We start from the raw sequence: 12,594 nt of genomic DNA, 5'->3' as shown, positions 1-12,594 counted from the left end.
CCTAGTTGCACTTCGCGTGCGTGCCGATGTCGCGCACGTCGCTGGCCTTGCCGTCGGCGGTGGTCATTTGCACGCACTGCCCGGATTCCCGGCGATACCAGATCGTATAGGAGGCATTGCCGCTCTGGAATGCGTCGACATTGGCAAAGCCGCGATTGCGCAGTTCGGTATCGGCGGTGGAGGCGCGCCAGCCGTTGAGGTCGGAAACCGCGACGGTGCCGTTCGTTGCGGTGCCGGTATTGGTGCCGATATTGGTGACTGCATTGGTGCCTGAGCTGGCGTCCGTCGCCTTCTTGTCGCCAGACTTGTGCGATGCTGCTGCAGCCAGCGCCGCGATCAGCGCTGCTCCTGCAACAACCGCGACCGCCGTGCCTGCGCCGGAGCCCGATTTCTTGCCGCAATCCTTGTCCGTGGCGTCGTCGACGGAACGGATGCGGCCGTTGCGCGTCACTACCGCGACGCAGCGGTCATGCTTGTTGTTCCACCAGAAGGCATGCGCGCTCTTTTCGCCGTCGTAGCCGGTCTGGTAGCGATAGCCGCGATCGTCCAACTCGCGCTCCGCCGAACTGGCGCGCATGCCGACAAGATCGTTGAGATCGGAATAGTCCCTGGCCGTGCCCGGTGTCGAAACCATTGCGCCGCCCAGTGCCAATGCAATGGCAAAGGTGCGCACCGCACCGCGATCAACCCCGTTCATTCGATCCCCCGAGTCGCACTTCGATACTGATAGAATTGCAGAAATGGTCGCGGTTGTCGTCGCACCAATTCGATACCAACAGCCGACTCGCATCGACGAACGACATGGCGGGCGAGTGGCTCCCAAGCGTGGTTCCGGCTATGACGCGCGCATGACTGGCGCGACGTTCCGATCGCGCAACGGCCACCCAATCTCCCGGAGCTTTCCTCCCCATGCGTTCTTCCTTGCGTTCCCTTGCCACGGCCGGTGCCGTGATCGCTTTCGCCGTTTCCGCCCACGCTTTCGCTGCCGCTTCGCCGTCGCAGCCGATGCCTGCCGTCGCGCCGCTTGCCGAAAGCGTGCCCAGCGACCTGCCGCGCAACGCCCGTCCGACGCATTACCGCATCGAAGTGACGCCCGATGCCCAGGCGCTGACGTTCACCGGCAAAGTCTCGATCGACGTCACCGTCTTTTCCGCGACCGACGCGCTGGTGCTGCACGGCAACGGCCTTGCCGTCGCCAATGCGGCGCTGGTCGGTGCGGACGGCAAGCCGGTTGCGCTGACCGTCACGGCTGACGAAGCCGCGCAGACCTTGCGCTTCGCCGCACCCAAGTCCATCGCGCCGGGCCAGTACCGTCTCGACGTGGCCTATTCGGGCAAGATCGGCACGCAGCCTTCGGGCCTTTTCGCGCTCGACTATCCTGACAAGCGCACGGGCAAGGAAGTGCGCGGCCTGTTCACGCAGTTCGAAGCGCCCGACGCGCGCCGCTTCGTCCCCAGCTTCGATGAGCCCAGCTACAAGGCGACGTTCGACCTTTCGGCCATCGTCCCGGCCGATCGCATGGCGCTGAGCAACATGCCAATCAAGGGGCAGGAAGTGTTGGCCGGCGGATTGAAGCGGGTGACTTTCGGCACCACGCCGAAGATGAGTTCCTACTTGCTGTTCTTCGGCGTGGGCGATTTCGAACGCTCCGCCCAGAAGGCGGCGGATGGTGTGGAAGTGGGCATCGTCGCCCCGACCGGCAGCGGCAAGCAGGCGGACTTTGCGCGCGAAGGCCTTGCCCAGATCCTGCCGTGGTACGACGATTACTTCGGCGTGAGGTTCCCGCTGCCCAAGCTGGACAATATTGCGGCGCCCGGCACCTCGCAGTTCTTCGGCGCGATGGAGAACTGGGGCGCGATCATGACGTTCGAGCGTATCCTGCTGCTCGATCCCGCCACCACCAGCCCTTCCGGCGTGCAGTCGATCTATTCGGTGCAGGCGCATGAAACCGCGCACCAGTGGTTCGGCGATCTGGTGACGATGGGCTGGTGGGACGACATCTGGTTGAACGAGGGCTTTGCCAGCTGGATGGCGGACAAGGTCACCGATCACTTCCACCCCGAATGGAACTGGAAGCTGGGCGGCATAGATGGCCGCGAAGGCGCGATGGCACTGGACGCGCTGCCCACCACGCACCCGGTGGTGCAGAAGGTGCGAACCGTTTCGGAGATGGAGCAGGCCTTCGATTCGATCACGTACCAGAAGGGGCAGGCGGTCATCGCCATGCTGGAAGACTACGTGGGGCCGGATACCTGGCGCAGCGGCATGCAGCTTTACATGAAGCGCCACGCCTATTCGAACACCGCCAGCCGCGATCTCTGGGCGGCGATGGAAGATGCGGGCGGCAAGGACGTGGACCGCATTGCGGAGGCGTTCACCCACACGCCGGGCGTGCCGCTGCTGCGCGTGAACGCGGTGGCGTGCAAGAACGGCCAGACGCGCCTCGATCTGACGCAGGACGCCTTCACGCTGGATCCGGCGGCGCGCGCGGCCGAATCGCCGCTCTGGCCGATGCCGCTGCTGGTTCGCGTGGGTGATGCGCAGCCTGCGCGGCACCTGATGGCGGGCCGCAGCGAAAGCGTGACGTTGCAGGGCTGCGGTCCGGTGCTCGTGAACGCGGGGCAGCTTGGCTATTACCGTACGCTCTATTCGGCCCCGGCCGCCAAGGCACTGGTCGGTGCGTTCGCCTCGTTTGCGCCGATCGACCAGTACGGCCTTGTGCGCGACAATCTCTCGCTGGCGCTGGCCGGCTATCAGGACATGTCCGTCGGTCTCGATTTCCTGGCCGCCTTCCCGAATTCTGCCGATGCGACGCTGGCGGGCAAGGTCGCCGCGCAGTGGCAGTCCGTCTACGGCCTGCTCGATGGCGACGCTGCTAAGCCGGCCCGCGCCGCGCTGGGGGGCCGCATTTCCAAGCTGTGGTCGCCGCGCCTCGACAAGTTGGGCTTCGATCCGGTTGCCGGAGAGCCGCTGGTGGATACCAAGCTGCGCGCGCAGCTGATCGATACGCTGGGTTCGGTGGGCGATCCGCGCGTGGTTGCAGAAGCGCGTCGCCGTCTGCAGGGCCTTGCCGCCGATCCGAAGTCGCTCGATGGTCCGCTGAAGGGCACCTGGCTCGCGGTTGCCGCGGCCAACGCCAATCGTGCCGACTGGGAGCTGCTGCGCAAGCAGGCTGCCGGCGCCACCAGCTTCGTCGAGCGGCAGATGTATTACTCCAACCTCGGCCTTGCCAAGGATGACGCACTGGCCAAGGATGCGTTGGCACTGGCGATCTCGGGTACGCCCGATGCCACCAGCGCCTCGCAGATCATCACCTCGGTCGCCCGTTCGCATTCGGAAATGGCGTTCGATTTCGTGCGCGCCAATCAGGACAAGGTTGATGCGCTGATCGAACATTCGGGCCGTGCGCGCTTCTTCGCCCGTATCGTGGCCGGCAGCACCGATCCGGCCATGGTCGCCAAGGTAGAGGCCTATGCCGCCACGCTTCCGGCCGACGAGGCCAAGCCGGTGGTGCAGGCGCTGACCTCTCTGAAGGAGCGCATTGCCAACCGCCCGCGCCAGCGCGATCAGGTTGCCAAGTGGGTGAAGACCGCGAAGTAACGAGGGCGGGGAGCGAGCGCTTCAAGCCTTTCTCCCTCCACCATCGGTCTCCTTCAATCGTCGCCCCCGCGAAGGCGGGGGCCCCGCTTCCTTCTCGCAACGCCTGCGAGTAAAAGCGGGATCCCCGCATTCGCGGGGATGACGAGATAGGAGCAGGGAGTGGTTGGTTGGTTGGTTGGGCTGGTGCGCCGGCCTGTTACCGCCCAACACCCAACTTGCGCAGCACGCGCCAAGCCAAAGCCTTGCCCCGATTACGCGCCGGCCAGCGGCCCGGTGCTTTCGGCTTCAATCCCATACGCCGCAGCACGCCATTGAACGCGCGTGCATCCGCCTCGGCAAAGCTCCACTCGGACCGCCAGGTGATCGACAGCGAGACCGAGGGCTCCGTGCCGTTGCGCACGAAATGCGGTGCCATCACCGGCACGAAAACCGCCTCGCCAGACTGCAGCGCGAATTCGCGGCCGCCGGTCAGCAACTCGTCCCGCCACCTGAGTTCGCGCCCGCCGCCGGTGTGATAGGTTTCGTGCACCTCATCCGGCGCGAAGCGGGCGTCTCCGGCGGGGAACTGGGTCATCACCTTCCGGCCGCGCACTTGCAGCAGGATGTTGTGCTCGGGATCGAAGTGATAGGGCGTCACGCCGCCTGCTGAAGTGACGAAGATGAAGCCCTGCAGCTTCATCATCCGCCCGGTGCGGGCCTCGACGATAGGGCGCAGTTCGGAAAGCAGGTCTTCCAGCAGTCGGGCGTAGTCCGGGTGCTGCTCGACGTTCTTGATCACCGCCCACGAATTGGTCGTCTCGATCTCGCGGATGGTGCGGCCGATGGGAATGCCGGTGGGTTCCGGCTTGCCGTCGACGCCCAGTGGCTGGTTGCCGAAATTGTATTCGACCGAGCGGGCAGGAAGCGTCTCGGCCAGCAGGGCCAGCGCTTCCAGTTCCAGCAGCGGATGGCTGCGCAGGCCATGCTCCAGCGTGTGCGGCACTTCGGGATAGTTCTGTACGAAGGCGTCGCGCGCGCCATCGTCGAAAACCGGACGGCCAGAGGGGGGAAGGGCGTTCATGCGCGGGGTCCTGCGGGATTGCGCGCCAGTTCGGCGGCGACGAAACGGCGAAAGAGCGCCTGGCGCAGGCGCCCGCCGATGGCGATGGAAAGCCGCCCGACCTGACGGCGTTCGCGCCAGATATGGTCGATCATCGGATGATCCTCCGCCGCGCAACTGTCGGTCCAGTCGATCTCGGGCCGGGTGAGCATGTCGAGATATTCGCGCTGAAGCAGGACCCCGGGCGAGAAACGGGCGAACCGCTCGTCGAACGCGGTCTTGAAGGAAAAGGCGCCGGGCGGGGTAAGGAACGTCGCCAGCATGGCCACCGGCTTGCCGTCCAGCCTGAGGGCAAGCCGTTCCAGCCGGCCATAGGCGGCGGCACCGGCAAGCGCATCGCGGAACAGGGCTGCGGTGCCCTCGTCACTGGCCAGAGCCGATCCGGTGCGCCCTTTCCATCCGGCCGCTTCCAGCGCGAGGAACGTGCGGATCCAGCCATCCAGCCCATTCTCGTCGCGACAGCGCTCTATCGTGAGATGCCCCCGCTCGGCCAGCCGGTTCCACTGGCGGCGGATTTCCTTGCGCTTCTTGCCGGAGAGCGAGGATTCCAGATAGCCGTCGGGAGAGAGGCTCGACTGCAGCAGGGCGCGTTCCTCACGATGCACCGTCGCCCATAGGCGCGTGCCCAGCGCGGCGGTCAGTCCGCGATGAACCGGTCCGTCCAGCGGCATGGCTCGCAAATGCAGGAACAGCGCGGTTCCCGGCGAACCATCCGCCCAGGCAAGCACGGCGCGCCAGAACGCCGCTTCCGCACCGCGCTCGATCAGCGGCGTGCCCAGGAACGCATTGGCGTGAAGCCAGCCGGACAGATTGGGGATGGGCCAGCGGTAATAGCAGCGGTTGCGGGCGACCGGCAGCAGGCCCGCCAACCGGCCGTTCCGTTCGAACCGCAGCATCGCCACGCTTTCGGCGCCGCCAAGGTGGCGTAGCGAGGGAAGCAGGTACCAGCTTTCGTAAAAGGGATTGGGTTCGCTGGCCCGCCGGGCGAGCGCGTCCCACGCCTCCACTTCGCCTTCCATCGCGCGCCACTGGACGCAGGCGATCGTTCCGTCCCCGGCGGAGGCCGGCACGGCGGGATCGACGATGTCGTCCTCATGCAGGGGGGAGGAGGAACTGAACATGGAGCCTGTCTTTAGCGCCCTGGTTTCAAGGAAACGCTAACGGCAACACGGAAAAACGAAAGACGCCGGCAGGGATCTCCCGCCAGCGCCTTCCTGCTTGATCGTTGTCGTCAACCTGCGGCCAGTGCGGCCAGCAGCAGGAGGGCGACGATATTGGTGATCTTGATCATCGGATTGACTGCAGGGCCGGCGGTATCCTTGTAGGGATCGCCCACGGTATCGCCCGTCACCGCGGCCTTGTGGGCTTCGGAGCCCTTGCCGCCGTGATGGCCATCCTCGATGTACTTCTTGGCGTTGTCCCACGCGCCGCCGCCCGATGTCATCGAGAGCGCGACGAACAGGCCGCCGACGATCACGCCCAGCAGCAGTGCGCCAAGCGCGGCAAAGCCGTTCTCGACCCCCGCGACGAACGAGATCACGAAGTAGACGACGATCGGCGCCAGCACCGGCAGCAGCGAGGGGACGATCATCTCCTTGATCGCCGCCTTGGTCACCAGGTCCACCGTCCGTGCGTAGTCCGGCTTGGATTCGTAGGTCATGATGCCGGGATTGGCCTTGAACTGCTCTCGCACGTCCACCACCACGTCGCCCGCTGCGCGGCCCACTGCCGTCATGCCCATTGCGCCGAACAGATAGGGCAAGAGCGCGCCGAGCAGCAGCCCGACGATGACGTAGGGGTTTTCAAGGCTGAAATCGACGTTGAGATCGGGGAAGAACTCCCGCAAGTCGGTGGTGTAGGCCGCGAACAGCACCAGCGCGGCAAGGCCGGCCGAACCGATCGCATAGCCCTTGGTAACGGCCTTGGTGGTGTTGCCCACCGCGTCCAGCGCGTCGGTCTTTTCGCGCACGCTGTCGTCCAGCCCGGCCATTTCGGCAATGCCGCCGGCATTGTCCGTCACCGGACCATAAGCGTCCAGCGCCACGACCATGCCTGCCAGAGCCAGCATGGCGGTCGCCGCATAAGCGATGCCGATCAGCCCGGCGAGCTGGTAGGCAACGATGATGCCGGTAACGATCACCAGCGTGGGCAGCGCTGTCGCCTCAAGGCTGATGGCAAGGCCCTGGATCACGTTGGTGCCGTGGCCCGTTTCCGATGCCTTGGCGATCGAGCGAACCGGGCGATAGTTGGTGCCGGTATAGTACTCGGTGATCCAGATGATCAGGCCCGTAATGACCAGACCGACCAACGCGCAATAGAACAGCGTGTTGCCGGAAAAGCCCATCGTGCCGATCTCTGCGGTCCGATCGCCCAGGGCATAGCCGATGGCCCACCAGATCGCGGGGATCGAGAGCACGGCCGTTACCAGGAAGCCCTTGTACATGGCGCCCATGATGTTCTGCGAACCACCCAGCCGCACGAAATAGGTGCCGATGATGGAAGTGACGATGCAGACGCCGCCGATCAGCAGCGGCAGCGCCATCAGCGCCTGCAGATTGGCGATGTCCTTCATCAGCAGCGCGGTCAGCACCATCGTGGCGCCCACGGTGACGACGTAGGTTTCGAACAGGTCTGCGGCCATGCCGGCGCAATCGCCCACGTTATCGCCCACATTGTCGGCGATGACGGCGGGGTTGCGGGGATCGTCTTCGGGAATGCCGGCTTCCACCTTGCCTACAAGGTCGGCGCCGACGTCTGCGGCCTTGGTGAAGATGCCGCCGCCAAGGCGCGCGAAGATCGAGATGAGGGAGGCGCCGAAGGCGAGGGCGGTAAGCCCCTGAACGACGGTGCGGTCCTCTCCGCCGACGGTGTGGCCGCCGGGACCGGTCAGGTACCAGTAGAACACCGCGATGGCGAGCAGCGCGAGGCCGGCCACGAGCATCCCGGTAATGGCGCCCGCGCGGAACGCCAGCGTCAGGCCCGGCTGCAGCCCGGTCTGCGCGGCGGCAGCGGTGCGCACGTTCGATCGAACGGAGATGTTCATCCCGATGAACCCGGCAGCGCCCGAAAGGATCGCGCCGATGACGAAGCCGATGGCGGAGACATGCCCCAGTGTCAGCGAGATGATGATGGCGACCACGATGCCGACGATGGCGATGGTCGAATACTGCCGCTTCAGGTACGCCTGCGCGCCTTCCTGAATGGCGGCGGCGATCTCCTGCATCTTGTCGGACCCGGCCGGAGCGCCGAGGACCTGTCTGCTCGTAATGAAGCCATAGAGAATGGCTAGAAGCCCCAGGATAATTGCGATCGTGACTGGATTCACAAAACGCCCCCTTTTTTCCCAATGCGAACATTCGCTATTTCGACGGGTTTTCCCGTTCTGAACGTAAAGGGCTATAGACAAGGGGGATTACTGGCAAGCGACTTTGTCCAAAGTCGATTTTGTCGGGGTGGAACTTGGCGGGAAGGGGTGTTTGGTATTGTGGAGTATCGTGCCCGAACGGCAGTACGCTGTCCGGAAAGCGCACCTCGTCCCATTCACGCCCGCTCATCCTGAGCCTGTCGAAGGATGGAGAGCCTTGCGCCACGTCTCGGGGGCTTCGACAAGCTCAGCCTGAGCGGGCGGTGGGGGCAGCTTTGGGTGGGAGGTTGCCAGTCCAAGGTCTCTCCCATGTCTCGTCGCCCCCGCGGGGCGGGGGCCCCGCTACCTGGTGCCACGACTTCACGCCTGAAGGAAAAAGCGGGGTCCCCGCCTACGCGGGGACGACGACTTTGGGTGGGAAGCAGGCATTAGGGGGTGTGCTGCGCCTTCGATAATTCAGCCAGACACATGGTTCTCGCATTCCGCAGGCTCGGGCTCGTGACATTTCTCACAGCCGGAACAACTGCCCTAAAATATGCGCGTGCCTGTATTGGTGTCGGTTCAATCATCGGATAGCCGCAAACATCCCGCCACGACGGCTCGCGGGCGATGAGACTGAGCACGCCCGCCGCGTTCTTCGGCAATGCCATGGCAACACTAATACGAAGGCCCTCAGCGGTTCCGGCGTCTGTGCCAGGTTCCAGTTTCGGCGCTAGTGCGAGCCACCGCGGATCGCCAGATGCAATTCCATCGAGCACTGTGTCAAAGTCGCCGAAGTGAGACGTGGTGTCGGCGGGCTCGCGGTCGGCAAGTCGATGCACGGCTTCCTTCGCCCCGTATTGCTTGACCAACGCGCTAATTAATTCGGGCGTGATTCCGTGCGAATCGAAATGCGGTGCCAACAGCGCGGCACTTAGGAACAACAGCAGCACTGGCGGAACTCCCCTCGAATGAACCGAGCGGTTTATGATGTCCTTCAGAGCTAATGTCCGCAATGTCGGCGGTATCCGGAACGGCAGCTTAAGTACCAAAATTGCCAAGAGCGGTCATGGCAATTGCCGCCGCGAAAGTTCGTACGCCGGTTAATGCTGATAACCCAGCCGATCCGGCAGGGAAGTCGGCGCCCCCTTCCACTCCAGATCGATGCCGCTGCCCTCGGAAACCGTGCCGATGGCGTGGATTTGTGTATCGAGCCCTTTGGCTGCCGCACGCAAGTAGGCGCTGTTTACGGGCGGGGCGGTGAACAGCAGGAGGTAGTCGTCTCCCGCCGTCATCGCGGCGATGCGTTGTTCGATATTGTCTCCGGCGACAGCGCAATAAGCCTCCGAAAGCGGCACTTCGGAGGCATCGAAATGAATGGCGACTCCGCTAGCATCGGCCATGCGACGGGCATCGATCAGCAGTCCATCCGATACGTCCATCATCGCGCTGGTCAGCGGGGCGAGCGCCACGCCCAGCGCCGGTTCGGGCATCGGCCGGCGATAGCGGTCGATCAACCAGGCATGATCGGGGCTGACGTCCTTCACCCTGTCCGACAGCAGCGCGAGGCCGAGGCCGGAATCGCCCAGCGTACCGCTGCACCACACAACGTCGCCCACCTGTGCGCCGCTGCGTGTGGGAACGGCTACATCCTCAAGACCGCGACCGATGGCTGTGAGTGAGAAGCTGCGCGCCGAACCGCGGGGCATTCGCACGGTGTCGCCGCCCAGCAAGGGCAGGTGGAAATGGCGGCAGGCCTGATCCATGCCGCCAAGAAAGGCGCGATCCCACTCGTCTTCGCCAAGGGCATGGGATTTAAGGCAGCCGAGCGGCTCGGCGCCCTTCGCGGCAAGGTCTGACGCGTTCACCGCTACCAGTTTCCATGCGATGCTTTCGGGCGGATCGTCGGGCAGGAAGTGGATGCCTTCGACCAGCGTGTCCATCGTCAGGACAAGCTTTTCGCCGCCGATCTCCAGCACCGCCGCATCGTCGGCAAGGCCGCGTGCGGCCGGGCTGACGGCAATGGCGCGCAGGGCTTCGATGAAGGCGAATTCGCGGGTCATAAAAATAACAATGGGCCCCGCAGGGCCCATTGTCGAGATCAGGAGTGCACGCTCATGCTGCGCAAAAACGTCAGCGAACGGCCTTGGCGACGGCATCGAGCACGCCGTTGACGAACTTCGCCTCGCGCGCGTCGAAGAACGCGTGGGCGACGTCGAGATATTCGCCGATCGCAGCTCCGGTCGGCACGTCCGGACGGGCCAGCAGTTCGTAGGCGCCGGCGCGCAGGATCTGCAGCATGGTCTTGTCGAGACGGGCGAGCGACCAGCCTTCGGCCAGCTTGCCTGCGAGCAGTTCATCGATCTCGTCGCGGCGGGCGATCACGCCCTTCACCACGTCGTCGAAGAAGGCGACTTCGGCCTTGGCGTACTGGTCCTCGTCGATCTCCGCGCCAAGGCGATGGCGATGGAATTCGTCGAGCAGGATAGCCTGCTGGGTGCCTTCCATCTCGAACTGATAGAGGGCCTGAACGGCGGCGAGGCGCGCGGCGGAGCGGGCCTGCTTCGAATTGGGCTGGGATTTGCTCATTGGGAAAGTCTCACGGAAATGGAGCGCGCGTGGGCGGGAAGCCCTTCGGCATCGGCAAGGGCAACGGCGGCGGGGCCAATGGCCTCAAGCGCCGCCTGATCGAGCTGGATGAAGCTGGTGCGCTTCATGAAATCAAGGACGGAAAGGCCCGAAGCGAACCGCGCGCGGCGCCCGGTGGGCAGCACGTGGTTGGGGCCGGCGACGTAATCGCCCACCGCTTCGGGGGTCATGCGGCCCAGGAACACCGATCCGGCGTGGCGGATCTTGCGGAACAGGATTTCGGGATCGTCGGTGGCGATCTCTACGTGTTCGGCGGCGAGGGCGTCGGCCAGCGCCGGCGCCTCGTCAAAGCTTTCGACGACGACGATCACGCCGTAGTCGTTCCACGACTGGCGCGCGGTCGCCTCGGTGGCGAGGGCGGAGAGTTCGATCTCCACCGCCTCGGCAACGGCGTCGGCATAGGCGGCATCGTCGGTGATGAGGATCGACTGCGAGGTGGGGTCGTGCTCGGCCTGGCTCAGCAGGTCGGCAGCGATGCGGCGCGGTTCGTTCTTGGCATCGGCGATCACGAGGATTTCGCTGGGGCCGGCCACCATGTCGATGCCGACCACGCCGTACAGCTGGCGCTTGGCTTCGGCCACCCAGGCATTGCCGGGGCCGGTGATCACATCGACAGGCGCGATCTTGTCGGTGCCATAGGCCAGCGCGCCCACCGCATGGGCACCGCCCACGCGCCAGACTTCGTCCACGCCGGCAAGGTGTGCGGCGGCGAGAACGAGCGCATTGACGTCGCCCTTGGGGGTGGGCGTGACGACGACGAGACGCTTGACACCGGCCACCTTGGCGGGGATCGCGTTCATCAGCATCGAGGACGGGTAAGCCGCGCGGCCGCCGGGAACGTAAAGCCCGGCGGCGTCGACCGCGCGCCAGACGGCGCCAAGACGCACGCCGGCGGCATCGGTATAGTCGCGGTTTTCGGGCAGCTGGGCCGCGTGATAGGCGCGGATGCGCTCCGCTGCGAGTTCGAGAGCGCTGCGCAATTCAGGCGACAGGGCTTCGAAGGCAGCGCGGCAGGTCTCGGCGTCGATGCGCCAGCCGGTCTGGTCGAGATCGTGGCCGTCGAAGCGCGCGGTGTAGTCGGCCAGTGCAGCGTCACCACGCGTCCGCACGGCGGCGAGGATATCGGCGACATCGCGCGCCACATCCGTCGCGCTCTCGCGGCGGTCGGCGACTACGCGCTGGAACGCTTCGGCAAACCGGGCATCCTTGCTGGATAGACGCTGCATCAGGCGGCGGCCTTCTGCTCTGCCACCAGCGCGCGGAAGGCATCGACCAGCGCGGCGACGCGCTCGTCGGTCTTCAAGGCGGCGCGGTTGACGATGAGGCGTGCGGAAATGTCGAGAATACGGCTTGTTTCGACGAGGCCGTTTTCCTTCAGCGTGCGGCCGGTGGAAACCAGATCGACGATCCGGCTCGACAGACCCAGCGACGGCGCCAGTTCCATCGCGCCGTTCAGCTTCACCACTTCGGCCTGCACGCCCAGCTTTTCGTAATGCTTGCGCGTGAGGTTCGGATACTTGCTGGCCACCCGCAAGTGCGAGGGCAGCGCGCCGCCCACTTCGCCTTCACGCTCGGCAACCGACAGGCGGCAGTGGCCGATATCGAGGTCGACGGGGGCGTAGAGGTCGGGATAGGCGAATTCCTCCACCACGTCCGAACCGACGATGCCCACTTGCGCCGCGCCATGCGCCACGAAAGTCGCCACGTCGAACGCGCGTACGCGGATCAGGCGCATGTCGCTGTTCTCGCACGCGAAAGAGAGGGCGCGAGATTTCTTGTCGTGGAACTCAGCCTCGGGCACCACACCGGCACGCGCCATCAGCGGCAGCGCTTCGTCGAGGATTCGGCCCTTGGGCACGGCAAAGGTCAAGGTTGTCGGCATGGTGCGCGCATAGGCGGCAAG

10 protein-coding genes are annotated in these 12,594 nt (G+C 65.2%); 1 reads left to right on the top strand and 9 read right to left on the bottom strand.

The annotated features are described in order from the left end of the window. Position 1 precedes the first annotated feature (1 nt). Positions 2 to 697: a hypothetical protein gene (locus ACZ1JC_RS20680; RefSeq protein ID WP_465138378.1), complete on the bottom strand. Its 696-nt coding sequence runs from the start codon at positions 695 to 697 to the stop codon at positions 2 to 4. Between the two features lie 212 nt (positions 698 to 909). On the opposite strand from ACZ1JC_RS20680, the gene ACZ1JC_RS20675 reads away from it, so the two are divergent. Then, on the top strand, positions 910 to 3,600 hold the full coding sequence (locus ACZ1JC_RS20675) for a M1 family metallopeptidase (RefSeq protein ID WP_465138379.1): 2,691 nt from the start codon (positions 910 to 912) through the stop codon (positions 3,598 to 3,600). A gap of 196 nt (positions 3,601 to 3,796) precedes the next feature. Here ACZ1JC_RS20675 and ACZ1JC_RS20670 read toward each other — a convergent pair whose 3' ends face one another. The 8 genes from ACZ1JC_RS20670 to hisG all read right to left on the bottom strand — a co-directional run bounded on the left by ACZ1JC_RS20670 (position 3,797) and on the right by hisG (position 12,573). Next, positions 3,797 to 4,660 carry a cupin-like domain-containing protein gene (locus ACZ1JC_RS20670; RefSeq protein ID WP_465138380.1) on the bottom strand — a complete coding sequence of 288 codons (864 nt, stop codon included), beginning with the start codon at positions 4,658 to 4,660 and terminating at the stop codon, positions 3,797 to 3,799. Continuing rightward, positions 4,657 to 5,820 (bottom strand): GNAT family N-acetyltransferase, encoded by a 1,164-nt coding sequence (locus ACZ1JC_RS20665; protein WP_465138381.1) that lies wholly within the window; start codon positions 5,818 to 5,820, stop codon positions 4,657 to 4,659. The genes ACZ1JC_RS20670 and ACZ1JC_RS20665 overlap by 4 nt, the downstream gene beginning before the upstream one ends. A 110-nt stretch (positions 5,821 to 5,930) precedes the next feature. Beyond that, a complete protein-coding gene (locus tag ACZ1JC_RS20660; RefSeq protein ID WP_465138382.1) occupies positions 5,931 to 8,024 on the bottom strand; it encodes a sodium-translocating pyrophosphatase in 2,094 nt (697 codons plus the stop codon). Positions 8,025 to 8,491: 467 nt separating this feature from the next. After that, positions 8,492 to 8,995, bottom strand: coding sequence for a hypothetical protein (locus ACZ1JC_RS20655; RefSeq protein ID WP_465138383.1), 504 nt, complete (start codon positions 8,993 to 8,995; stop codon positions 8,492 to 8,494). A 150-nt stretch (positions 8,996 to 9,145) separates the two neighbouring features. Further along, a complete protein-coding gene (gene thiL / locus ACZ1JC_RS20650) occupies positions 9,146 to 10,105 on the bottom strand; it encodes a thiamine-phosphate kinase (RefSeq protein WP_465138384.1) in 960 nt (319 codons plus the stop codon). A 70-nt stretch (positions 10,106 to 10,175) separates the two neighbouring features. Next, entirely contained in the window at positions 10,176 to 10,631 is a 456-nt protein-coding gene (gene nusB / locus ACZ1JC_RS20645) for a transcription antitermination factor NusB (RefSeq protein WP_465138385.1), read from the bottom strand. Next, positions 10,628 to 11,917, bottom strand: a complete 1,290-nt coding sequence (gene hisD, locus ACZ1JC_RS20640; protein WP_465138386.1) for a histidinol dehydrogenase — start codon at positions 11,915 to 11,917, stop codon at positions 10,628 to 10,630. Before hisD ends, nusB begins: the two co-directional genes overlap by 4 nt. Then, positions 11,917 to 12,573, bottom strand: a complete 657-nt coding sequence (gene hisG / locus ACZ1JC_RS20635) for an ATP phosphoribosyltransferase (RefSeq protein WP_465138387.1) — start codon at positions 12,571 to 12,573, stop codon at positions 11,917 to 11,919. Before hisG ends, hisD begins: the two co-directional genes overlap by 1 nt. Positions 12,574 to 12,594: the final 21 nt, after the last annotated feature.

The organism is Sphingomonas sp. BL-S-28, assembly GCF_055521515.1.
The sequence above is the reverse complement of the archived record's forward strand: the minus strand, read 5'-3'. Positions and strand labels throughout refer to the sequence as shown.